The organism is Nitrospina sp. 32_T5 (genome assembly GCF_052156635.1).
Taxonomy (GTDB): domain Bacteria; phylum Nitrospinota; class Nitrospinia; order Nitrospinales; family Nitrospinaceae; genus Nitrospina.
The window spans coordinates 576,467-601,703 of the sequence record NZ_JBQKUO010000002.1; the positions used below are offsets into that span (position 1 = coordinate 576,467).

General features: G+C 54.2%; 16 protein-coding genes. 11 read left to right on the forward strand and 5 right to left on the reverse strand.

Translation table 11 applies throughout. From position 1 onward, the window contains the following. Window positions 1–39: 39 nt before the first annotated feature. From ACTRW9_RS07535 to trmFO, 9 genes are all read left to right on the forward strand, one after another. Window positions 40–825, forward strand: coding sequence for a hypothetical protein (locus ACTRW9_RS07535; protein ID WP_442428865.1), 786 nt, complete (start codon window positions 40–42; stop codon window positions 823–825). Between the two features lie 4 nt (window positions 826–829). Further along, window positions 830–3,004, forward strand: coding sequence for an NHL domain-containing protein (locus ACTRW9_RS07540; RefSeq protein WP_442428866.1), 2,175 nt, complete (start codon window positions 830–832; stop codon window positions 3,002–3,004). After that, entirely contained in the window at window positions 3,001–3,972 is a 972-nt protein-coding gene (locus ACTRW9_RS07545) for a hypothetical protein (RefSeq protein ID WP_442428867.1), read from the forward strand. Before ACTRW9_RS07540 ends, ACTRW9_RS07545 begins: the two co-directional genes overlap by 4 nt. Before the next feature lie 17 nt (window positions 3,973–3,989). Further along, window positions 3,990–5,294 carry a glutamate-5-semialdehyde dehydrogenase gene (locus ACTRW9_RS07550; RefSeq protein WP_442428868.1) on the forward strand — a complete coding sequence of 435 codons (1,305 nt, stop codon included), beginning with the start codon at window positions 3,990–3,992 and terminating at the stop codon, window positions 5,292–5,294. A gap of 38 nt (window positions 5,295–5,332) precedes the next feature. Further along, window positions 5,333–6,223, forward strand: a complete 891-nt coding sequence (locus ACTRW9_RS07555) for a site-2 protease family protein (RefSeq protein WP_442428869.1) — start codon at window positions 5,333–5,335, stop codon at window positions 6,221–6,223. Window positions 6,224–6,684: 461 nt separating this feature from the next. After that, window positions 6,685–7,539, forward strand: a complete 855-nt coding sequence (locus ACTRW9_RS07560; protein WP_442428870.1) for a TolC family protein — start codon at window positions 6,685–6,687, stop codon at window positions 7,537–7,539. A gap of 82 nt (window positions 7,540–7,621) precedes the next feature. Further along, window positions 7,622–8,749, forward strand: coding sequence for a DNA-processing protein DprA (dprA, locus tag ACTRW9_RS07565; protein ID WP_442428871.1), 1,128 nt, complete (start codon window positions 7,622–7,624; stop codon window positions 8,747–8,749). A gap of 14 nt (window positions 8,750–8,763) precedes the next feature. Next, on the forward strand, window positions 8,764–11,016 hold the full coding sequence (topA, locus tag ACTRW9_RS07570) for a type I DNA topoisomerase (protein ID WP_442425634.1): 2,253 nt from the start codon (window positions 8,764–8,766) through the stop codon (window positions 11,014–11,016). Window positions 11,017–11,037: 21 nt separating this feature from the next. Further along, the gene (gene trmFO / locus ACTRW9_RS07575; RefSeq protein ID WP_442428872.1) at window positions 11,038–12,351 is read left to right on the forward strand and encodes a methylenetetrahydrofolate--tRNA-(uracil(54)-C(5))-methyltransferase (FADH(2)-oxidizing) TrmFO; all 1,314 of its coding nucleotides are present in this window, start codon (window positions 11,038–11,040) and stop codon (window positions 12,349–12,351) included. A 3-nt stretch (window positions 12,352–12,354) separates the two neighbouring features. Here trmFO and ACTRW9_RS07580 read toward each other — a convergent pair whose 3' ends face one another. The 4 genes from ACTRW9_RS07580 to ACTRW9_RS07595 all read right to left on the reverse strand — a co-directional run bounded on the left by ACTRW9_RS07580 (window position 12,355) and on the right by ACTRW9_RS07595 (window position 22,619). After that, window positions 12,355–15,213 carry an ATPase, T2SS/T4P/T4SS family gene (locus ACTRW9_RS07580; RefSeq protein ID WP_442428873.1) on the reverse strand — a complete coding sequence of 953 codons (2,859 nt, stop codon included), beginning with the start codon at window positions 15,211–15,213 and terminating at the stop codon, window positions 12,355–12,357. A 154-nt stretch (window positions 15,214–15,367) separates the two neighbouring features. After that, window positions 15,368–18,268 (reverse strand): ATPase, T2SS/T4P/T4SS family, encoded by a 2,901-nt coding sequence (locus ACTRW9_RS07585; RefSeq protein ID WP_442428874.1) that lies wholly within the window; start codon window positions 18,266–18,268, stop codon window positions 15,368–15,370. 173 nt (window positions 18,269–18,441) lie between these two features. After that, a complete protein-coding gene (locus ACTRW9_RS07590) occupies window positions 18,442–20,331 on the reverse strand; it encodes a DNA gyrase/topoisomerase IV subunit B (protein ID WP_442428875.1) in 1,890 nt (629 codons plus the stop codon). An 8-nt stretch (window positions 20,332–20,339) separates the two neighbouring features. Then, a complete protein-coding gene (locus ACTRW9_RS07595; protein WP_442428876.1) occupies window positions 20,340–22,619 on the reverse strand; it encodes a DNA gyrase/topoisomerase IV subunit A in 2,280 nt (759 codons plus the stop codon). A gap of 565 nt (window positions 22,620–23,184) precedes the next feature. Here ACTRW9_RS07595 and ACTRW9_RS07600 point away from each other — a divergent pair. After that, window positions 23,185–24,282: an Mrp/NBP35 family ATP-binding protein gene (locus ACTRW9_RS07600; RefSeq protein WP_442428877.1), complete on the forward strand. Its 1,098-nt coding sequence runs from the start codon at window positions 23,185–23,187 to the stop codon at window positions 24,280–24,282. A gap of 44 nt (window positions 24,283–24,326) precedes the next feature. Next, window positions 24,327–24,683 carry a DUF971 domain-containing protein gene (locus tag ACTRW9_RS07605; RefSeq protein ID WP_442428878.1) on the forward strand — a complete coding sequence of 119 codons (357 nt, stop codon included), beginning with the start codon at window positions 24,327–24,329 and terminating at the stop codon, window positions 24,681–24,683. Window positions 24,684–24,773: 90 nt separating this feature from the next. Here ACTRW9_RS07605 and ACTRW9_RS07610 read toward each other — a convergent pair whose 3' ends face one another. Beyond that, complete coding sequence (locus tag ACTRW9_RS07610; RefSeq protein WP_005010681.1) at window positions 24,774–25,217, reverse strand: PCP reductase family protein; 444 nt, start codon at window positions 25,215–25,217, stop codon at window positions 24,774–24,776. Between the last annotated feature and the right edge of the window lie 20 nt (window positions 25,218–25,237).

Consider the following 25,237-nt stretch of genomic DNA (forward strand, 5'->3'; position numbering starts at 1 on the left):
TGGATTAGGTCACAGCGTTAACCCTCATCGTACGCGCGCATGGTTTCTGTTCTGAAAAGGGTGACAGGGGTTCTCGTTGCGCTGGTTATGCTGGGTTCCTCTGGAGCCGCCGCACAGGGAATCGATGAACTGGTTAAGCAGAGGCTCAGCCAGGATGGCACGAAACTCGACCTGAGCGGGGTGAAGATCCGTTCCGCCGGGGCCGTCCGGCTGGCGGAAATGGAACTGCTGAAAAACGTCACCGACCTCAACCTTCAGAACAACCTCATCAAAGCCGAGGGCATGCAGGCCCTGGCCCAGTCTCCATACCTGTCCAACCTTCAAAGCCTCGATCTCTGGGGCAACCTGCTGGGCGATATGGGCGTGAAAGCGCTGACCGAATCGCCGTACATCAAAAACCTCGAAACCCTGCAACTCTGGAAAAATGAGGTGGGCGAGCCGGGCATCCGCCTGATGTCGCAGTCCGACAACTTCCAGAAACTGGAAACCCTTCTTCTCAACGACAACCTCATCACCCCCGATGGGATGGATCATCTGGTCGAAACCAAAGCGTTTCCGAAGCTGACCACACTCGGCCTGTTCCGCAATGAAATCGGGCCTGACGGCGCGCAGATGCTGGCGCGGGCCAAACACCTGACCTCGCTCAAAAATCTCTACCTCGGACAAAACAACATTCAGGATGAAGGGGCGATTGCAATTATTGAGTCGCCGAATTTCCCGAATCTGGAGATGCTCGACCTCATACAGAACAGGTTGGGCGAACCCACCATACGGGCCGTCTTCAAAACAAAACGCCAACGACAGATAGAAATAACTATACGGTGAACGCATGAACATTTCAGATCGGAACCACGGACGAGGCACAGTCATCATCCGGTGGGTCTGTCTGGTTGTGTTGAGCGTTGTCCTGGCCGGCGCAGCTTTTCCCGGCGAAAAATCATTTCCCTATTCGGACATCGGCGACGGACAACCGGCAATCCATGTGGCATTGACCCTGGTGGATGGTGTGGTGGTGGATAAGGAAGGGAATATTTTCATCTCCCACCGATCCAAAAACCGCATCCGCAAGATCGGTAAAAACGGCATCATCACCACCGTGGCGGGCAACGGCAACGCAGGGTATCACGGAGACAACGGACCCGCTCTCGAAGCCGCCCTCAATTTTCCAGCGGGGTTGTGCCTGGATCCCTCAGGCAACCTGTATATTGCCGATCGCAACAACCATCGGGTGCGTAAAGTCGATACGGAAGGCATCATCACCACCGTCGCCGGAACGGGAGAGCCTGATTTTGGCATGGAGGAAGGGCCCGCAGTTGAGATTCCCCTGCATTTTCCATCGGACGTGGCCTGCGATTCTCTAGGTCACGTGTTTATCTCCGACCGCTCCAATAACCGGGTCCTGAAAATGGATCCGGAGGGGCAAATGGTTACAGTGGCGGGCCTCGGTATGGCTGGGTATGGCGGGGACTTTGGTCCGGCCATCGATGCGCTCCTCAAGTACCCGTTCGGCATCGACGTCGATGAAAACGGCAATCTCTTCATCGCGGACCGCGGCAACAACCGCGTGCGCAAGGTGACGCCCGACGGGATCATCACCACCGTGGCAGGAGAGGGCACGCATTTTTTCAGCGGTGACTTTGGTCCGGCCACACGCTCCAGCCTGGCGTATCCCACAGACGTGGTTACAGACGACCGCGGCAATCTTTATATCGCCGACCGCAACAACAACCGGGTGCGCAAGGTGGATGTCAACGGGATCATCACCACCGTCATGGGTACGGGGAAAAACGAGTACAACGGTGACAATGAAATTGCCTCCGAAACGTCCCTGCATCTGCCGTTTGCACTGGCGATGACGCCGGATCAACACCTTCTCATTGTGGACCGAAACCACCACCGCGTGCGAAGCATGCACCTCGTTCAGCACACGGTGCAGACGGTGGCGGGCAACGGGCAGGCCTTGTTTCGCGGCGATCACGGTCCCGGGCCCGGCGCCACGCTGGATGCGCCTTCGGGGATTGTGGTGGACCGGCAGGGACACGTGATATTCGCCGACAAGCAGGCGCACCGTCTGCGGGCGCTGGACAAAAAAGGTTACATTTATACCTACGCGGGAACCGGGCGGGAGGGCAATGAAGGCAACGGACGCTCCGCACGATACGCGTCGCTGTTCATGCCGGAAGGCCTGGAAATCGATCACCAGAACCGCATATATCTGATCTCTTCGCAGGGCAACAGCTGGTACGTGCGGCGTATCGACGAAAACGGGGTCATCGACCGTTTTGCCGGAAGCGGGGTGCTGGGTCATGCGGAGGATGGGATTCCGGCGGTCAACGCACCGCTCGGTGTGATCAAGGATGTTGCGGTCGGCCCGGATGGGAAGGTCTATCTTGCGGACTACACCAACCGTGACATCCGCTGGGTCGACGCACAGGGACGCATCCAGACCCTGGCGAAAGATGCGTGGCTGGCCATTGAAGACGGGGAAGTGCACCCGAACGGCCTTGCGGTGAACGATCAGGGGGAAGTGTTCGTCTCCGATTCCGGAAGCAGCAAGATCCGTAAAATCGACAACGAAGGCAACGTGACAACTTATGCGGGCGACGGCAGTTTCGAGGACAAGGGCGATGGCGGGCCGGCGTTGCTGGCGGGTATCCGGTCGCCGGGAGGACTGGTGTTTTCGCCTTCCGGCGAATTGTACATTGCCGAGGAAAACGCGCACCGCATCCGGAAGGTGGACAAAAACGGCATCATCACCACTGTAGCGGGAACGGGTGTGCAGGGTTTTTCCGGTGACGGCGGGCCCGCCGTTCAGGCGCAGTTGAAAAGCCCTTACCGCATGGCATTCGATAGCGAAGGAAATCTGTATTTCTCTGACCGGGACAACAACCGCGTCCGTCGGGTGGACACCAACGGAATGATCACCACCCTTGCGGGAAACGACAACTTCGGCTGGCTCCAGGACGGACTGGAGGTCCGCATCACGATACAGAATTTCCCATGAAGCCTTTCCACACAACCCGGGTTCTGGTGTGGGCGGTGCCCGCCCTGGCCGGACTTGTGTGGTCGGGTCCCGTCTGGGCCCTCAATATCAATGCGATCATCCTGAAAGAACTGAAGCAGAACGGCACCCACCTCAAGCTCAATTTCAGCGGAATGCTGGGCGATGACGGGGTGCGTCAACTGGCGCGGTCCCGTCTGTTGAAAAGGGTCGAAATCCTGGACCTCAACTCACATGGTTTTGGCAATGCCGGAGCCCAGGCGCTGGCGGCTTCCAAATACCTGTCGAACCTCCAGACACTGAACCTGTTCAATAACCAGGTCGGGCCGGACGGGGTGGCGGCGCTCGCGGCTTCGGACAAGTATCCGCTCCTGTCCCACCTCAATTTGTGGGGCAATCAAATCGGTCCTGCGGGCACCCGGGCTCTGGCCAATTCAGATACCCTGAGGGCACTCGAATACCTGGATCTGTCCGGAAACGGGATTGGCGATGCCGGTCTAATGGCACTGGCCCATTCCCCGATACTGGAGAAAGTCCGGGTTCTCAGGCTGGATAAAAACGGGATCGGGAATCGAGGCCTTGCGGCATTGGCCTCCTCGCAATACCTGAGAAACCTGGAAGTCCTGTCCCTGTCTCACAACGAAATCGGCGAAGAAGGTGCAAAGGTTCTTGCGGAATCTCCGTATATTCGTAAACTGAGACAGCTTCGACTGGAGCGGAACAAGATTGGCGACGTGGGTGTGAAACACCTCGCCGAATCGGAGGCATTCACAAATCTGGAAGAGCTGGATCTGCAGTGGAATGGCATCACGGAAACCGGGGCTCATGACTTGGCCGGGTCTCCGGTGCTGACCCGCCTGAACCGCCTGTACCTGTGGGGTAACGAAATCGGCAATGCCGGGGTGCAGGCCATCAAGGAATCCGATATTCTAAAGCATGTGGGCAACGACATTTACCCCTCCCTGAATTAAAAAGCAAGAGGAAGACCATGACCGTAACAGAAATGGCGGCGTTGGCCAAAAAGGCGTCGCTGGTTTTGGCGCGTCTCGACACCGCCACCAAAAACCGGGCGCTGGAAGCCATGGCCCAGGCGCTTGTCGCTCAAACCGAGTCCGTTCTGGAAGCCAATCGAAAGGACCTTGATTACAGCAAAAAGGAAAATATTTCAGGCCCCCTCGTTGCCCGTCTGGCCGTGGATACGCACAAGGTGAAGGGAATGGCGGAAGGCATCCGCAGTGTGGTCCGGCTGGAAGATCCCGTTAACCGGGCTCAAGGCACGACGGAGTTGGATGAAGGACTGATCCTGCGCCGCGTGTCGTGCCCCATCGGGGTCATCGGCGCGATTTTTGAGTCGCGTCCCGATGCGGTACCGCAGATCGCGTCGCTGTGCCTGAAATCCGGAAATGCGGTGATTCTGAAAGGCGGCCGGGAAGCGCAGAATTCGAATAAGGTCATCGTGGATCTCTTGAGACAGGCGATTGCCAGTGTCCCCGGCGTACCGGAGGCGGCGGTGCAGTTGATCGAAACCCGCGCCGAGGTGGCGGAGATGCTCGAGCAGGATCGTTACATCAACCTGATTGTTCCGCGGGGCAGTAATGAATTTGTTCGATACGTTCAGGATCACACGAAAATTCCTGTGCTGGGCCATTCCGAAGGCATTTGCCACGTGTACATCGACGAACACGCGGACACGGCCAAGGCGTTGAACATCGCCCTGGATGCGAAACTGCAATACGCGGCGGCGTGCAACGCCATGGAAACCCTGCTGGTGCATGAGAAGGTGGCTCCGAAGGTGCTGCCCGATCTCACGACCCGATTTCGCGAAAAAGGGGTGGCATTGATGGGAGACCTGCGTGCGTGCAGTCTGGTGCCGGATCTCCAGAAGGCTTCCGCTGCGGAGTGGGACACCGAGTACAATGATCTCAAGCTCGCCATCAAGGTGGTGGATGACCGTGGCGCGGCCATCGCACACATCAACGAGCATGGTTCCGGGCACACCGATACCATCGTTACCGAAAACCGCGAGGCGGCGGAACAGTTCATGAACGAGGTGGATTCGGCGAGTGTCATGTGGAACGCCTCCACCCGCTTTGCCGATGGTTTCCGTTTCGGGCTGGGAGCGGAAATCGGCATCAGTACCAACAAGACGCATGCGCGCGGACCCGTCGGGCTTGAGGGACTGGTGATTTACAAATACAAATTGTTCGGATGCGGCCAGACCGTGGGCGAATATTCCGGCGAAGGGAGCAGGCCATTCACGCATCGCCCCCTGTCCAACGACACGCCGTTGTGACCTGCGAAGCCCGGATCGATTGAAAACGGCAGGATAAAATGGACCGAAACGCTGAAAACCGGGAAGGGCCGCAGGAGACCGGTCCGTGGGAAGCCGAACCGTACCCGTATCCACACAAGCGGTTTGTGATCAATTTCCGGACGGTCACGGTGTTTGTGCTGTTGCTGGCAGGCACCGTGTTCACCACCACCCTGGTGGGCGGCGTGTGGTACGCGCTGGGGCTGCTTTCGATTCTCGGCGTTCACGAGTTCGGGCATTATTTTGCCTGCCGACGCAACAATGTCGATGCCACCCTGCCAAATTTCCTTCCCGCGCCTCCCATGTTCATCGTTGGAACATTTGGAGCGTTCATTGCGATCAAGGAACCCATAACGGACCGCCGGGCTCTCATGGAAATCGGTGCCTCGGGGCCGATTGCGGGGTTTGTGGTGGCATTGTTTGTGCTGGCAGTGGGATTGATGTTCTCCGTGGTGTCGCATGTGGCTCCGCCACCGGGGCTGGGACTCAATTACGGCAACTCTCTCATTCTTTACTTCCTGTCGGAGTTGGTGCTGGGTGTGAGCCCGTTCAACGAAGAACTGACCATTTATCTGCATCCCCTTGCGCTGGCCGGGTGGTTTGGCATGTTCTTCACCGCGCTCAACCTCTTGCCCATCGGGCAACTCGATGGGGGGCACATCATTTACTCCATGTTTCCGAATCAACAACCCTGGCTTGCGCGCTTATTCTTTGTGGCCTTATTCCCACTTGGGATGTACTGGCCGGGATGGTTTGTGTGGGCGGCCATGGTTTTCTTCATCGGTGTAAAGCATCCACCCGTTATCAATGAAACGGTGTTGTTGTCACCGTTTCATAGAAAGGTGGGATACGCTTCCATTTTCATTTTTGTGGTCACGTTTGTTCCCGTTCCAATAGACATGATCCAGTGAACGAAGAGAGGGTGAGGGCACCCTGTGAATAAGCTGTGAAAGGATTCCGAAGTTCGGACTTTAACCTGTTGATTAAATGGGTTTTGATAATGTTTTCGTTTCACTTTCGCCCTGATTTTGAAATTGGCGTCCGGCACTGAAAACCCTGCCCGATGAAACTTTTAACTGCTTATAAAATATATAGTTATATCCTTTTTGGTGAGGGCGTGAAGGTGCCCCGGAAAAGCAAAATAGTATTGACAAGGCGACAAACGCTATGCTAAATTCTGTATATCCTTTGGGGTACTGGACAAAGTGCTTATTTTATAAGCACTCTACCAAAAAAGAGTGGAAAGATAGACTCAGCCCTATCTTCTTGGTTGCCATCAAGAACTCTTTTCGGTTTGTTCAGTATCCCTTTTTTTTCGCCTGCTTTTTGCAACTTCCCTCCGATTAGACTTTAAGTTATTTTTGTTAAGTTTATGAAATTAAATAATAAATTTTTATTTTTTAAAGTTTCATTTCTGCAGGTGTTACTGGTTTTTATGGTGGGAGCGGTTACTGCTTTCCCCCGGCCTGCCCACGCAGATCCCTTGAGCACCCTGCCGCCTGTTGTTGAATGCGTGAATATGACGCTCCGGGCCCATTCGAACCCAGGAAAGCTGGAAAAATCGAAAGCTATTGATCTGGAGCACCGCGTGCGTCTCGCGTACGAGAGGATCCTGGTTCGAAAGGAACAGATCGGGATTTCCCGTGAGGTGCAGGGCCACTTTGAGAAAGCCGTCACTAATGCTGAAAGGAAGTTCGAGGAGGGAGAAGGGGACGTCACCCAGGGGGCCCTGACCAAGCTTAAATTGGGGTTGGCGGGCACCTTGAACGACATCACCCAGTTCGAAAGCGATATTTCACTGGCACGGCTTGACCTTGAGGCATTGATGGGTGTGCGCATCCACCCGGAATTCAAACTGGCAGATGATTCCCTGTCGCCACGTAAATTTCCGTTCACCACGATTCGGGAATACGGTGAAATGGCCGAAGGAGGGAACAACCCATTTGAAAAAATTTCTGCTGAGAGAAGAATTGCATTGGAGAAATCCATGGTGCGGGTCAATCAGGCCCGCTCCCAGTTCGATCTTGCCCGTAAAAACCGTAGAATGACGCGCGCGCTTCTGGTGACCGAAGTCGCCAACTATGATTTCGGGATCGGGGACGAGAAAGACCTGTTCGAAACCCTTATCATTTACACCCGGGTTCTGGTCGGATTTTATGATGCATTGCATAACTTCAACCAGGCGGTTGCGGAATTTGAGAAGGAGGTTTTTAGTACCAACCGGTAATACCGGTTAAGCGAGTGACCCGGGAGAACGAAAAGGGGATGTAGATGGCGGGTTTCTACCATAATGAGGCGCTCAGGATTCGGTGAAAACTCTTTTTTCAGATGACGATGTGTCTGCGGCGGAGCGCTATTGGGTGGCGTTGAACATGGTTCTTGGCGTCGGCAAGACGCTGTTTCACCGGCTGGTCCAAGGTTTGGGATCCCCCAGGAATGTATTTAATGCCTCCCGCCAGCAACTGATGCAGGTGGAGGGGATTGGTGCAAAAACCGCGGCGCAAATACTAAAATTCGACTTGGAACGCAATTTGGACCGGGAATACCGGTTGATGAGGGACACCGGAGTGCGTGTGCTCACTTTGGAGGACCCGCGTTACCCGCCGCTATTGAAAGCAATTTACGACCCGCCTCCGGTACTGTATTTCAAGGGACGGTTTTTTGATAACGTGAGCTTTCCCTTCGCCGTGGTGGGCACCCGTGCGGTATCGAGTTATGGGAAAATTGCAACCGAACGGTTGTGCAGCGAGCTCGCACAACGTGGAGCCTGCCTGATCAGCGGCATGGCGCGGGGTGTCGATACCCTGGTGCATAAAACAGCCCTTAAAGAGAAGGCGGTCACCCTGGCGGTAATGGGGTGTGGCTTGGAACACACGTATCCACCGGAGAATCGTGCCCTAAAGGAAAAAATCACCGAGTCCGGGGCAATCATCTCGGAATTTCCCATGTCCACCAAACCGGATCGAAACAATTTTCCTGCCCGCAACCGGGTGATCAGCGGTCTTTCGCAGGGGACATTGGTGATCGAAGCAGGAGAAAAGAGTGGTGCGTTGATCACTGCGTATTTTGCACTGGAGCAAGGCAGGGAAGTGTTTGCATTGCCCGGGAATATTTTTTCACCTAAAAGCAAAGGTTCACACAATCTGATAAAGAAAGGTGCGAAACTGGTGGATGGCGTCGACGCCATTCTGGAAGAATTTTCCGAAGAAGTGCAACAAAATATGGCTGCCAAGGAAATTAATGATGAAAGAATTGAATTGACAGATTTTGAAAAGCTATTACTTTCATTAATAGGCCACGAACAGCACCACGTTGATGACCTGATAGAACGCAGTCATTTGCCAGCGGCGGATGTTTTGGCTACACTTGTACAGTTGGAATTGAAAGACCGGGTTACGCAAACGGATGGCCTGTGGCACATGGCCCGGTTTCCCTGAAGCATTGAGGTATTATGGGTAAATCCTTGCTCATCGTGGAGTCACCCACGAAAGTCGAAACGCTCAAGAAAATCATCGGGAAGGACTTCGTCGTCAAAGCCTCGGTGGGTCATATTAAAGACCTGCCGAAAAAAAAGCTGGGTGTCGATGTCGAAAACAACTTCAATCCCGAATACATCACCATCCGAGGAAAAGGGAAAATCCTCAATGCGTTGAAAACCGCTGCCAAAAAAGCGGACAACATCTACCTCGCACCCGACCCGGATCGCGAGGGCGAGGCGATCGCCCACCACATCTGCAACGAGGTTTCAAAAATCACGAAGGGCAAGATTTACCGCGTGATGTTCAACGAGATCACCAAGAAAGCGGTCACCGAGGCGATCAAGCATCCCACCGAGTTGAATGTAAATAAAGTGAATGCCCAGCAGGCCCGGCGCATTCTGGACCGTCTTGTGGGCTACAAGATCAGTCCCATTCTATGGAAAAAAGTTCAGCGTGGACTCAGTGCGGGGCGTGTGCAGTCGGTGGCGCTTCGGATGATTTGCGACCGGGAAGAGGAAATCAAGAGCTTCAAGAGCGAAGAATACTGGACCATCACCATCGATCTCGAAGGCAGCAAGGAGCCCGAATTCCAGGCCAAGCTGTTCAAGGTCGAGGGGAAAAAGGCTGAGATCGGCAACGAGGAACAGGCCCAGGCCATTGTCAAGGCGGTGGAGAAGGGCGAGTTCGTCCTCGAGGACATCGTCAAAAAGGAAAGGAAGCGCAACCCTTCCGCCCCCTTCATCACCAGCACCCTTCAGCAGGAGGCGTCCCGCAAACTCAATTTCTCTCCGAAGAAAACCATGATGCTTGCCCAACGCCTGTACGAAGGGATAGCCCTGGGCAAGGAGGGCACCGTGGGTTTGATCTCCTACATGCGTACCGACTCGACGCGGTTGTCGGAAGAGGCGATCGGGGACATTCGCCGTCTCATCGAGGACAAGTACGGCAAGGAATACGTGCCCAAGGCACCGAATGTGTACAAGAGCAAGAAAACGGCGCAGGAGGCTCACGAGGCGATCCGGCCCACCAACATCATGCTGGAGCCAAAGTCGATCAAGGAATACCTCGAGAAGGATATGTACAACCTGTACGAGCTGATCTGGGCACGCACGCTTTCCTGCCAGATGGTGCCTGCGGTGCTGGATACCACCCAGTTTGATGTGGTGACCGCCAAATACCTGTTTCGCGCCAACGGTTCGGTGATCAAGTTCGACGGGTTCATGAAGGTGTACGTAGAGGACACGGACGATGAAGGTGCGGGCATGAAGTCTACCGAAAAAATTCTCCCCGATATCAAGAAGGGAGAGGTTCTCGAAATGAAGAAGGTCCTTCCGGAACAGCATTTCACCCAGCCACCGCCGCGGTTCACCGAGGCGATGCTGGTGAAAGCACTGGAGGAAAAAGGCATCGGCCGGCCCAGTACGTATGCCGCCATCATCAGCACCATCAAAGACCGCGATTACATCCGAAACGAAGACAAGCGCGTGGCGCCGACGGAGTTGGGTCACCTGGTCTCGGAACTCCTGGTGGACAATTTTCCGGATATCATGACGGAGGAGTTCACGGCGCAGATGGAGGACCAGCTTGACCAAATCGAGGAAGGCAAGATCGAGTGGGTGGACACGCTGAAATCGTTTTACGGTCCGTTCGAAAAAGACCTGGTCGAAGCGGAAGCAAAAATGAAAGATATCAAGAGCCAGGTAGAGGAAACCGACGAGGTTTGCGAGAAGTGCAACAGCCCCATGATCATCAAGTGGGGCCGGTTCGGCAAATTCATGGCCTGTTCCGGCTACCCGGAATGCAAGAACACGAAAGAAATCGGTGGCAACAATGGCGAAGGGGGCAAAAAGGTTTCCGAGAAGGTAGACGACACCTGCGATAAATGCGGCGCGCACCTGGTCATGAAAATGGGCCGTTTCGGCAAGTTCCTCGCCTGCTCGGAGTATCCGGAATGCAAGTTCACCAAACCCATCAGCCTGGGCATCAAGTGCCCGGAACCCGATTGCAAAGGTGACATCTCGCCCCGCCGTACGAAAAAAGGCCGCACATTTTATGGATGCAGTGAATACCCGAATTGCAAGTTCACTTCCTGGGACAAGCCGGTGGACGAGGCCTGCCCGAAATGCAACAACGCCTACATGGTCACCAAGTGGAAAAAGAATGAAGGCGAAAGCATTGTGTGCCCCGGTTGTGGCTTCAAGAAATCGTCCGACGAAGCGGCATAACGTTTAAAAGAACCGGGAAATATGACATCGCATGTGACCATCATCGGGGCCGGGCTTGCCGGATCGGAAGCGGCCTGGCAGATCGCCGAGCGGGGCGGGCGGGTGGTTCTTTACGAAATGCGTCCGGAGCTCAAGACTCCGGTTCACAAAACCGACCACTGCGCCGAACTGGTGTGCAGCAACTCCCTTGGGTCCAACCAGGATACCTCCGCTCCCTTTTTACTCAAACAGGAACTGCGCAAACTCAACTCGCTTGTGATCCGTTCAGGCGACCGGCATGCGGTGCCCGCCGGCGCGGCACTGGCCGTTGACCGCAACCTGTTTTCGGCGGAAATAACCCAGTCGCTGGAACAGCATCCCAACATCACCCTGAAGCGCAACGAGGTGAAGGACATTCCATTTGACGGACCCGTTATCATCGCTACAGGGCCCCTCACTTCGCCCGCGCTGTCGGACCGCATCTCATCCCTGCTGGGGCAGGGGTATCTGTATTTTTACGATGCGCTTTCCCCGATTGTGGACACCAACTCCATTGATATGACCAAAGCGTTTTTCGCGTCGCGTTATGGCAAGGGCGATGCGGATTACCTGAACTGCCCCCTGAACAAGGAGCAGTACGATCAGTTGGTGGACGGATTGTGCAAGGCGGAGAAAGTCCCTCTCAAGGAATTTGAAAAACCGGTTTACTTCGAAGGGTGCATGCCGGTGGAGGAACTGGCATTGCGGGGTCCCAAAACCCTTGCTTTTGGCCCGCTCAAACCGGTTGGCTTGAATCATCCGGAGACAGGGGAGAGGTTTCATGCGGTGGTGCAGTTGCGGCGGGAAAACAAAGAGGGTACGGCCTACAATCTGGTCGGGTTTCAAACGAAGCTGACATATCCTGAGCAACGCCGCATTTTCCGCATGATTCCCGGATTGGAAAACGCCGAGTTTTTCCGGTACGGTGCCATTCATCGCAATACGTTCATCAACTCGCCGGAATTGCTGTCCGCCGATTTGAGCCTGAGGAAAAACCCGAACATGTGGTTTGCAGGCCAGATCACGGGGGTGGAGGGGTATGTGGAGTCCTGCGCAATGGGCCTGGTTGCCGGGCTGTGCGCTTTAAGCCGGGTACGCAACGCCCCCTTCACAAGGCCGCCGAAAGAAACGGCCATCGGTGCGCTGTTGCATTACGTGACGGAAGGCCCCCCTAAAGGGAATTACCAGCCAATGAATGTGAACTTCGGATTGTTTTCGGGGGAAGAGTTCAAAATCCGGGACAAGAAGGTTCGCAACGCCAAAATCATCGAGCGCGCCCTCGCTATTCAGGAGGAGTGGCTGAAAACCCTTTGCTGACCTTTATACGATACAGACCGCCAGCACCTGCTTGAGGTCGCAATCCCCCTTGAAGATTTTCCAGATGCCGTCCTGCTTCAGGGTGGTCATACCGTCCTTGATGGCCTGGTCGCGCAATTCTTCGACCAGAGCCTGCTTCATGACCATGCGTTTGATTTCCGCCGTGCCCTCCAGGACCTCGTGGAGACCCGTCCGCCCTGCATAACCCGTGTCGCTGCACTTCTCGCAGCCCTTGGGTCCATACAGTTTGAGATCGTCTGAATATGGGATGTTGATGTTTTTGGCGAACAGTTCCGGATCCCCATACTCATTCACAAGCGTATCGTATTCCTCTTTGGTGGGGTGGTATTCCTCCTTGCAGTTTTTGCAAAGCGTGCGCACGAGGCGCTGGGCCGCAATGAGGAGGAGGGCGTCGGCAAAGTTCAGCGGGTTCATGCCCATGTCGAGAAGACGCGTGATGGTTTCAGGTGCGGAGTTGGTGTGCAGGGTGCTGAAAACCAGGTGACCCGTTAGGGACGCTTCCAAACCGATGGCACAGGTCTCCGCGTCGCGCATCTCACCCACCATGATGACGTCCGGGTCACCGCGCAGAAAGGAACGCATGGCGCGGGCAAAATCGAGCCCGATCTTGTTGAGCATCTGCACCTGACGTAATCCTTTCTGCGTGATTTCCACCGGGTCCTCGGCGGTCCAGATCTTTTTTTCCGGGGTGTTGATGTAACCGAGGGTGGAGTGCAGGGTGGTGGTTTTACCGGAACCGGTCGGCCCCACCACCAGAATCAGGCCATAGGGTTTCGCCGCCATCGCCTGAATCAATTTCAGGTTGCGGTCGGAGAAATTCATGTTCTCCAGGGGAATCGGTTTGCTGGCGGCAAGGATACGCAGAACCGCGTCCTCGTTGCCTCCCACAGTGGGGCAGGTGGCAAGGCGGTATTCCACTTCCCTCCCCCCGTATTTGAGTTTGATCTTGCCGTCCTGGGGCAGGCGTTTTTCCGCGATATCCAGACGTGCCATGATTTTGAGGCGGGACATCATGGCGAATTTGTACATGGGTGGAATTTCCTGGTATACGCGGCAGGCTCCGTCTTTACGAAAACGCACCACCATGTGGTCCTTGCCCATGCCCGGTTCGATATGTATGTCGGACACGCCGTTGTCATAGGCGTCGGTCAGGATTTTGTTCACCAGTTTGACGATGGTGTTGTCGCTTTCGCTGATAGCGTTTCCATCCTCGTCCTCTTCTGAAGCCAGTTCGGTGTCTTTTTCACTTTCCAGCGCGTTGAGCAGGGTGGACATTTCTTCCAGAGGAGCCCCGGCCGACTCCTCCGCCACAGCGGCATTCAGAAAGTCACGGATGTCGGCCTTCAACCCGACGCGGAACTCAATCTTCTTTTTGACGAAGATGAGCTTGATGTTCTGGATTTTATCGAGGTTGTTGGGGTTGTCGATAACGATGACCACCTTGTCGTCTTCGCGTTCAACGGGTACCCAGTGATTTTTCGACAGAAAGTTAAGGTTCAATCCTTCGAAAATGGTTGCGGGCAGGACCATTCCGTCTTCGTATCCCATGTACGGGATCTTGTAAAAGTTTTCCAGTGATTTGCCAAGCTCCTTTCTCGAAATACCGAGTTCATCCAGAAGGATGTTTTCGATATCCATCTGTTCCTTGCGGGCGCGGTTGATGGCTTTATTCAGTTCGATGTCAGTCAGCAAGCCCTGTTGCAGGAGATAAGAAAACTTCGTGGGTTTTTGTTGAACGAATTTCGACTGGTTGTAAAAAGCAAGGGCTAGAGTTTCGGAGACGACCTTGGCGCTTTTTTCGTCAATGACGTTAAAAGGCTGGTTGTTCTTTTTGTTGATCAACTGCAAAACCCCCATCATTTTGTCTTTATGGATGAGGGGCGTCACAAGCATGCTTTTGGTCTGGAAACCTGAAATTTTGTCCCAGGAACTGTCGAACGTCAGTTCGGGGTGAAACTTTTTTAATTCCCGGTCATCGTATACATTCTTAATGACCACCATTCTCTGTTCCATGGCTACGCAGCCGGCGATGCTCTGTGGAGCAATGGGGACCCGGATTTCATTGATTTTCTCACCGGATTTGACTTTGGAATAAACTTCGTTGCGCACCGGATCGACGGCATAAACTGTAATGAGGCTCGCATCGAACAATTCCAGAATGCGGTCCTTCAGGCTGATCAGGATTTCATCCACGTTTTTGGCTGAGTGGATGTCATTGATGATTTTGACGAGCTTTTCCTGCAGTTCGGCAGAGGAGAGTGGTTTGGAACCAGGCGTATCCATGGTCGGGGAATTTCTTGCAGTCATGGTACTGTTCCCATCCAGTTTGGTTACTAAAAATCCCAAGTAGGGTGCAAGTTCCTTGGAAATTTTGAAATCCTGTTCCGAGAACCCGCCGTTTCCGACTTTGTTGACGAATTCCACAATCCCCACAACTTTTTTCTTGTAGGGCAGGGGCAAAACCATCAAAGACCGGGTTTCGAGATCCAGCACTTCATCAACGGTGGAGCCGATTTTGAAGTTGGGGTTCATTGCCAGTATGGAACCCAACTCTCCCGCGTTTTTTAATAAAATCGGCCGACCGTTGAGTGTTGCGTGCCCCGCCAGCATATCGTTTTTCAACGGCAACCGGTGCTCTTGAACTCCGTAACCCAATTCATGACAGGAAACCAGTTCCTTGTTGGCCCGGTCCAATTTGTATAGCACCACCGCTTCGCTGGGAAACAACCCTTTCAATTCTTCCAGCAATCCGGGAAGCAGGGACCACAAATCACCCGATGACTGGATCTGGGCACTGATTTCCTGGACTTTCATTTCCAGGGTAGCAGAATCGGTCGTCATAAAGATAATCAACAGTGACAGGAACAGCTACTTCGCAACGCGACGTCTTCGACCACCCGGGTCAGGACTGATTACTCCATGCGATGAATTTGGATGAAAACAGTATAAATACCTTCCCGAATAACTTCAATGTTTTCCGGGAGAGGAACGGTTCCTACTGAATGCAGACCGCGAGCACTTGTTTGAGGTCACAATCGCCTTTAAAGACCTTCCAGATGCCATCCTGCTTCAGGGTGGTCATTCCATCCTGAATGGCCTGCTGCCGAAGTTCTTCTACCAGTGAACTTTTCATGATCATGCGTTTGATGTCGTCCGTTCCCTCAAGGCATTCATGCAATCCGGTACGACCCGCATACCCGGTGTTGTTGCATTTTTCGCAACCCTCCGGACCCTGCAACATGAGATCATCGGAGTAAGGAATTTTGACGTTTTTGGCGAAAAGTTCGGGGTCGCCATATTCTTTCACCAGGGTGTCGTACTCTTCCTTGGTGGGGTGATATTCCTTTTTGCAGCTTTTGCAGAGGGTGCGTACCAGCCGCTGGGCAACAATAAGCAGGAGGGCGTCGGCAAAGTTCAGGGGGTTCATGCCCATGTCGAGAAGACGCGTGATGGTTTCCGGGGCGGAGTTGGTGTGCAGGGTGCTGAACACAAGGTGACCCGTGAGGGAAGCTTCCAGACCGACGGCGCAGGTCTCCACGTCGCGCATCTCACCCACCATGATGACGTCCGGGTCGCCGCGCAGAAACGAACGCATGGCGCGGGCGAAGTCGAGTCCGATCTTGTTGAGCATCTGCACCTGGCGGAGGCCGTCCTGCGTGATTTCCACCGGGTCTTCCGCAGTCCAGATCTTTTTTTCCGGAGTGTTGATGAAACCCAAAGTGGAATGCAGGGTGGTGGTTTTACCGGAACCGGTCGGCCCGACGCACAGGATGAGTCCGTATGGTTTGGACGCCATCGCCTGAATCAATTTCAGGTTGCGGTCGGAGAAATTCATGTTCTCCAGGGGAATCGGTTTGCTGGCGGCAAGGATACGCAGAACCGCGTCTTCGTTTCCACCCACCGTCGGGCAGGTTTCAACGCGGTACTCGATGTCTTTCTTGCCGTATTTCATTTTGATCTTGCCGCTCTGTGGAAGCCGCCGCTCGGCAATATCCAGCTTCGACATGATCTTGATACGGGAGAGAAATGCCTGCCGGTACATGGGGGGAATTTCCTGATACACACGGCAGGAACCGTCCTTGCGAAACCGGATGCGCATGGCCTTTTTCCCGAGGCCCGGCTCGATGTGGATATCCGACACACCGTTGTCGTAGGCGTCGATCAATACCTTGTTCACCAGCTTGACGATGGTGCTGTCGGTTTCGCTGATGGCGCTGACTTCATCTTCCTCATTCCCCGAATCGACCTCAACATCCTTTTCACTTTGAAGGGCACTGAGAAGGGTGTCCACGTCGCCGGTATCCGCGGGCATGGCGCCGGGGCTGTCGTCTTCAGGAGTGGCATTGAGAAAGTCGTGAATGTCCGCACGCAGTCCTACTTTGAATTCGAGGGTCCGCTTGGTGAAAATCAGTTTGATACTTTGAATTTTGTCCTGGTTCGCCGGGTTGTCGGTAAGGATGGTAACCCGGTTCTGCTCTTCATCTTTGGCGATGGGAAGCCAGTTGTTCTTGAGAAGAAAGTTGGTATTGAGACCGGTGAACAATGATTGTGGCAATACGATATCCGGAGAATAGCCGTAATAAGGAATGTTGTAAAACTCCTCCAGGGATTTGCCAAAATCACTGCGGTTGATTTTGTATTCGTCGAGAAGAATGGTCTCGATATCGACACCGCTGGTACGTGCTTTTGAGATCGCCTTGGTCAATTCATCCTGGGTGATGATACCGTTGTTGATGAGGTAGCTGAACTTGGTCGGCTTGGCCATCTTCTGTTTCTGCTTGTTCTTGATGGCCAGCGCCAGGGAATCTGCGATGGTTTTGATGCTCCGTTCATCCTGCGGGGTGAACGCGATTTCATTCTGCTTGTTGGCAAGCTGCAACACGCCCATCACCTTGCCTTCGTGCACAAGCGGGGCGACCAGCATGCTCTTCGCCTTTTCCCCCAGCGAATTTTCAAGGGTTCGCTCGTAAACCATCTCAGGGTGGTATTCCACCAGTTCCACCTGGTCATGCACGTTTTTCACATTGAGAACGCGTTTTTCGGTTGCCACGCAACCGGGCAGGGTGGCGGGACCCAGGGCGCAACGGACTTCGCTTTCTCCCCCACCGGTCTTCAGTTTGGCAAACAGGTCTTTTTTTGCCGGATCGAGAGCATAAATGACTGCAAGCCTGCAATCGAATAATTGAAGGATCGGCATTTTCAATTCCATCAGGATTTCATCCAGTGTCCCGGCGGAATGAATGGCGTGCGAAGTGGCCTGGATTTTTTCATCAATGATCTCGGTCTGCATCTTGACGATGGCATGACCCAGGGTGCTGGCCAGTTCCTTTGCCAGCCGGACATCCTGATCGGTGAAGTGGGGCTTGCCCCGTTTGTTGATGACTTGAAGGACCCCCATCATCTTGCGGTTGTGGGGCAGCGCAACAACCAATACCGACTTCGTCTTGTATCCCAGTTTTTCGTCAAACGATTTTTCGAGTGTCAACTCAGGATGAATACGACTGAGCTCCTTGCCGTCGTATGCATTGAGGACATTCAGGGTGCGGCCCGATGCCGCGACAAAGCCGGCCAGACTTTTGGGCGAGATATCCACCCGGATCTCTTCAACCTGGTTGTCCTTGAAGTTTCGGGAGAACAACTGGCGTTTGGGCCGGTCGATGGCAAAAACGGTCACCTTGTCAGCATCAAACAGTTCCCTGAATTCGCCGATCAATTCAAACAGGGTTCGGGTGATGCTGTTGGAGGACAGAATTTTGTTGACCAGGGTGCGCAGTTTGTCTGCGGAACGGCGCTCACGGCCAGCGGCCTGCGTCTGTGGAGCGGTCTGGCGGGCGGCCCGTTTTTGCGCGGGATTTCCCGGAGCCTTCGGGTTTCTTTGCGGAGGCGAATCGTTCAAGGTGGTATGAAACCTGATAAATTAACGCTAAGTGTAACTCTAGTAGTACATCATTAATTTTACAAGGTTTAGAGGTGTTTTAAAATTATTTTTTGGGTGGAGTGCCGAATTGGTCGGGAAATACGTGCATTTGCGGTAGCTTTGAGGACTTTTTTTAAGGCGGACGGATATTATCAGATATCGAGGTCTTGAAAAAATACGGCTTTCTCTTTAATGAACTTGAAGCGGTTCTGGGCGTCCTTGCCCATCAGACGGTCGAAAGTGACGTCGGTATTCCTGTCATCGGCAATAGTCACGCGGATCAGGGTGCGGTTGGATTTGTCCATGGTGGTGTTTTTGAGATCGGAGGAGGGCATTTCTCCCAGACCTTTGAAGCGGCCGATTTCGTATTTCGCACCGTTCAGCTTGGAGACAATCTTGTTCTTTTCCTTGTCGTCGATAGCGTAAAAGGTCTTTTTGCCGGCATCGATGCGATACAAGGGGGGCTGGGCGATGTAGAGATGGTTTTCGTGGATCAGGCGCGGCATGAAACGGTAGAAAAAAGTGAGGAGCAGGGTGCAGATATGGGCCCCGTCCACATCGGCATCGGTCATGAGAATGATTTTTCCATAACGCAGTTTTTCATACTGGTAATTTGGTTCGATTCCTGTTCCGAGGGCGGAGACAATGTTCTGGATTTCCTGGTTGGCTAGGATCTTGTCCTTGGTCGCGGTTTCAACATTAAGAATTTTGCCGCGAATGGGAAGGATGGCCTGCGTTTTGCGGTCGCGTGCCTGTTTGCTGGAGCCGCCGGCGGAATCGCCTTCACAAATGAACAATTCGGACTCATCCCGGAGAGTGGACGAGCAATCCGAAAGTTTTCCCGGCAGGTTGAGCCGGTGCGAGATGTTCGATTTGCGGTTGACGGAGTCCTTGGCCTGACGGGAGGCGATGCGTGCCTGCGCCGCCAGGATGATCCGGTTGGACAGCAGGTCCCCCTGCGTCTGGTGTGTGTTTAAAAAGTCTTCCAGCGAATGACGCACCACGGAGTCCACCTGGGACGTGATGTCCGAGTTGAGTCGCCCCTTGGTCTGGCCCTGGAACTCGACATCGCCCTGCAAGTAGATGTTGATGATGGCGACAAGTCCTTCTTTCACGTCGTCTCCGGTGATGCCGGAAACGCCTTTGGGTAACAGGTTGCGTCGCTCGATGTAGGCGCGAAGCGCCTTGGTGATGCCGTTGCGGAATCCGTTTTCATGGGTGCCGCCGTCGATGGTTTTGATGGCGTTGGCATAGGAATGGATCACCGTATCGGTTTTCGACGTCCACAAAAACGCCACTTCCAGCCTGAGCTCCTTATCCTCCTTCTCCACGTACATCGGTTCCGGAGTGAGCGACACGTTGGCCGGGGTGATTTTGCGGATGAAGTCCTTGATGCCTTCCGGGTACTGGAACACGTGGGTGTTTTTATTTTCGCGCACGGTGATCTTCAGCCCCTTGTTGAGGAAGGCCTTCGATTCCGCCTGCTCGAGGATGGCTTTCACGTTCCACGCAATCTTGGGGAATATTTTCGGATCCGGCCGGAAGGTGATTTCTGTACCGCGGTTGCGGGTGGCTTTGCCTTTTTTCAGTTTGCCCTCGGCCTTGCCGCAGGAATAACTCTGCGTCCACTCGAAGCCGTCGCGCCGGGAAGTCGCGGTGAGGGATTTCGACAGCGCGCACACCACCGCCATGCCGACGCCGTGCAAACCGCCGGACACTTTATAATTGCCCTCCTGGAATTTTCCGCCTGAATGGAGCGTGGTGAACAGGATTTCCATCGCGCTCTTTTTGGTTTTGCGAAACGTGTCCACGGGGATGCCGCGGCCGTTGTCCTTGATGGTGATCTCGTCCTCGCGGTGGATGGTGACCTCTATGTGATTGCAGTGGCCGTTGAGCGCTTCATCGACGGAGTTGTCGAGGATTTCCCACACGAGATGGTGCAGTCCTGTGGACGAGGTGGAGCCGATGTACATGCCCGGCCGTTTGCGGACCGGTTCCAGCCCTTCCAATACCTGGATGTCTTTTGCTTGATATGTGCTCATTGTCTAATTCAATTTTCCATAATGCGGACGACCTTGACGCGTTTGACCACACCGACGCCCTGGCTCCCACGGTTGTATTCCGGCACCGCCGTCATTTTAAGTTCTTTGGTTTTGCCGCTATCCAGCAGAAGTTCCACCGTTTGGCGTTTTTTCACACATTTTGCTGCGAGGAACCGGCTGTCGCCGACGTTGATCAGGCGGACACCCACGCCCGCCCCGCTCAGCTGCGTGATCTGGTCCAGCTTCACCAGCATGCCTTTGCCTGCCTCCGTCAGCAGAAAGGCATGGGTGCCGACGGTCTGGATGACCGTTATCAGACGCGCGTTGTTTTTCAGCGTCATCACCTTCTTGCCGGAGCGGGTGGTCTCGCCCAGGTTTTCGGTGGCGAAACGGAAACCGTAGCCTGCGGAATTCACCAGCAACAGTTCCGCGTCTTCCTCCTGGCCGATGCCATCCAAAGGAAGGCTCTGCTGCTCGCCCCTGGCCGCTTCCCGGGCTTCCACCGATTGGGGCGACAGCAACGGAAGCATCCTGATCACGCGCTCTCCGTCGCCGAACTTGAACAGGTTCTGGATGGGTTCGCCGAATCCACTGCGGGTGTAGGGCAGGGCGTGGACCTTTTGCACATACACCACGCCGTGGGAGGTGAAGAAGGCGACAAGGTCCGCCGTGTTGACACGCGCCATTTCCAGCAGGCCATCGTTTTCCTTGTACTTTAGGGATGCCGGGTCGGATACGGATTTCATCTTGCGGAGCCAGCCGTTTTTGCTGATCACCAGGGCTACGTCCTCATGCTCGATGAAGTCCTCAGCGTTGAATTCCACCCCGTCATCGGAACCGAACTGGGTCCGGCGTTTGTCGCTGTACTTGTCCGTGATCTCCTTCAATTCGGTTTTGACTTCCTGCCAGATTTTCTTTTCAGACTTGAGGATGTCTTTCAGCCGCTTCTGTTCCTTTTTCTTTTCCTTCTGTTCCTGCAAAATCTTGTCGATTTCCATCGACACCAGCCGGTAGAGCGGGATGTCGAGAATGGCCGCCGTTTGTTCGTCGTCCAGTTTGAACGTCTTTTTGAGTTTCGTCGCCGCTTCGTCCTTGGACTTGGACGACCGGATGAGTTTCAGTGCCTTGTCGAGATCTTTGAAGATGACTGCGAAGCCGTCCAGGATGTGCAGCCGTTTCTCCAGCACTTCAAGGTCATATTTGATGCGGCGCGTCACCACGTCCTTGCGGAAGTCCAGGAAATGCAGGCACAACTCGCCGATGGACAAGCGTTCGGGCTCGCCGTTCGGCTTCAGGCAGTTGAAGTTGATCTGGAAACCGCTTTCCAGGTCCGAGTGCTTGAAGAGGTAGGCCATGATCTTTTCGGGGTCGCTCCCGGACTTGATCTCCAGCACCACGCGCACGTTTTCATCGCTTTCGTCGCGGATGTCGGTGAGAGCCTGCAGTTTTTTGGCGATGATGATCTCCGCGATCTTCTCGATCAGCCGCGCCTTGTTGACGCCGTAAGGGATTTCGGTGATGACGATCTGTGTTTTGCCCCGCGCCAGGGTTTCCATCGTCCATTTGCCGCGCACCTTCAGGTTGCCGGAGCCTTCCTCGTACATCTTGCGCAGTTCGGTTTTGGAATTGAGCAAAATGCCGCCGGTCGGGAAGTCGGGTCCCTTGATGTGTTTCATGATCTGCGTCGTCGTCTGATTGCGGTCGTCGATGAGCGACATGAGCGCGTTCATGACCTCTTTCAGGTTGTGGCTGGGAAAGGAGCACGCCATGCCTACGGCGATGCCGGAGGAGCCGTTGATGAGCAGGTTCGGCACCTTCGATGGCAGGATAACGGGTTCCTGCAGGGTGTTGTCGTAGTTGACGCGGAACTCGACGGTGTTCTTCTTGATGTCGGCCAGCATGTAGCTGGTGATAGGCGTCAACTTGCCTTCCGTGTAACGGTATGCAGCAGGGGAGTCGCCGTCCACCGATCCGAAATTGCCCTTGCCGTCCACCAATGGGTAACGCATGGCGAAGTCCTGCGCCATTCGCACCATGGAATCGTAGGTGGAAGTGTCGCCGTGCGGATGAAACTTACCCAGCACCTCTCCGATGATTTTGGCTGACTTCACCGGCTTGGCTTCCGCGCCCACACCCATGCCGTTCATGGCATACAGGATGCGGCGGTGAATCGGCTTCAATCCATCACGCACGTCCGGCAGGGAACGGGAAACGATGGTGGAAAGGGCATAGGTGAGAAACCGGTTTTCAAGTTCCTGAGTGATATCTGATTCTTTTTCGTTTGCCATGACCGAAGGATAAACAGGGTGATTTGCCAGAGGACCGGCCTCCGTTGCGAAGGGCGGGTCCGGGGTCCATCATCTCTACGTCCACGATGGAGGAGGATGGGAAACAGGGCCCAATGTTAAATTAGGGCTCGGGACCGGATGCGTCATTAGAGGGTATTTTAGACCCTTTAAAATTAATGACTTAAGTAAAATGACTAACACAGTGCCCAACTTTTGTAAAGACTAAAATACATTATGTTGTGGGCGCTGCTTTCGAATGTACACTATATATTGTAATATGGTTTTTTATACGATTCTTTCGCGGGGAATAGGAAAATCTCCCCGAAGCAGGTTGGGAGAATGGGTTTTCAATTTCCCATATTCCATGCAATGATGTATTTTAGAAAACTTTTTTTGGGGATTTGCCATCCTAAAACCAAGGAAGCGGGCAAATGACCCCTTCTTTTTCGAATTGACGGAAGCCATCCCTCAGGCCGCCTTGTCAGGCGCGGCCTTGAATCTTATAAATCTCGAATAAAGACACGCGTCAAGTCAATCTATTTGTGATCCATCCCGGGAGCGAAATATGTCGGATCAAGATTTACAGGTAAAAGTCATCGGGGCTTTGAAGACGGTCATGGACCCCGATCTGCATAAGAATATAGTGGACCTTGGGTTTGTCAAAAACCTCGAAACCAAAGACGGCAAGGTGAAGTTCGACGTGGAATTGACCACTCCCGCCTGTCCGGTGAAAGAGGAATTGAAAAACGAATGCCAGACCAAGGTCGGTGAAATCGAAGGCGTGAAGGACGTCACGGTCAACATGACCTCCAACGTGCGGCCTTCCGAGCATCAGCAACCCATTCTGACCGGCGTGAAAAACATCATCGCCGTGGCCAGTGGCAAGGGCGGCGTGGGCAAATCCACCGTCAGCACCAACCTCGCCATTGCCCTCAGCCTGAGTGGTGCCAAAGTCGGCCTGATGGATGCGGACATCTACGGCCCGAGCATTCCGAAAATGCTGGGCATGCCCATCAAACCGCCGAGGGGCGCAGACAACAACAAATTCTTCCCGCACGAGAAATACAATCTTAAAGTCATCTCCGCCGCTTTCCTCACGGAAGAGGGACAGCCGCTGATGTTGCGTGGCCCCATGCTGGGCGGAATCATCCAGCAGTTCCTGCAGAACGTGGAGTGGGGTGAGTTGGATTACCTGGTCATCGACCTGCCTCCGGGCACGGGCGATGTGCAGTTGACCCTCACCCAGCGGGCTCCGCTGTCCGGCGGGGTGATTGTCACCACCCCCCAGCAGATCAGCGCCATCGACGCCGACAAGGGCGTCAAGATGTTCCGGCAGGTGAAGGTTCCTGTTTTGGGTGTGATTGAGAACATGAGCTACTTCGTCTGTGACGGTTGTGACAAAAAACACTTCATCTTCCAGTCCGGCGCCGGGCAGAAGCTGGCCGACGATTCCAAGGTGCCGTTCCTGGGTGACATCCCACTCATCCCGGATGTGGTTGCCGGGGGCGATTCGGGCGTGCCGATCCTCCTGAGCAATCCCGATTCTCCGGCCTCTTTGGCTTATAAGGAACTGGCGGGAAAAGTCGCGGCGCAGATCAGCATCAACCAGGCGAGTGCGGAAAAGAAAATCGATTCCAGTTTCGAACTGGCCTGGAAAGCGTGACGTCTTCAAGCTGAGCACAATAGAAACCTGAAACCGGAATGGGTATGAGCGAAGAGCCGAAGAAAAAAATGGAAGAGAGTGAAATGACTCCCAGCGATGTGAAGCAGGTGGACGAATCCACGCTGGGAATCACCTGGCCGGATGGGCACGAATCGGTGTATCCGGTGAAGTTGCTCCGCGAAAAATGTCCGTGCGCGCACTGCATCGACGAATGGACGGGGGAAAAGAAAATCAAGCCGGGCATGATTCCGGACAGCATCCGCCCCCTCAAGATCAAGGCGGTGGGTCTTTATGCTTTGCAGTTCGACTGGAACGACGGCCACAGCACGGGGCTTTACCCGTATGAATTGTTGCGGCGATTGTGCCAGTGCGGCGAGTGCAAGTCGCAGAACGCGGCGTGAGTTTTTACGTTTAAAAAGTATTTGCAATAAAAAACGGGTCGGCCTGAAAGAGGCCGACCCGTTGTTTTTTTGTTCGCGGTGAGCGGGTTGTTACATGCCCACCTTGTCGCGCACCTCGTCCATCAGGGCCGCGTCAATAACCTTGATGCCCTTGGACTTGGCGAAGTTGATGACGGTCTTTTTGGCCATGCCGCGCACGAAGAAGGGGACCTTCTGGATGCGGTCCTTGGCTTCCTGCGTCCACTCGACATCGCCTTCGTCGCTGGGCTCCGCTTTCTTGAGCTCTTCCTTGCCTCCGGCCAGTGAACTGCCCACCATTCCGAACGGCGTTTTGCCGAACTCCGAGGCGCCGCCTGCTTCCACGCCGAGCTTGCTCACGAACTCCGTTTCAAATTTATTGGTCAGCATGGCGATCATATGCCCGCATTTTTTGCATTTGAACTTGAGAGCGATGTTCTTGCTGTCATCGGTCATCAAGAGACCATCTTTTTGAGTTTCCATCTGCTCGTCGCAGGGAATGCAAAGGAACTTCATGGGTCCTCTCCTTAACTTGT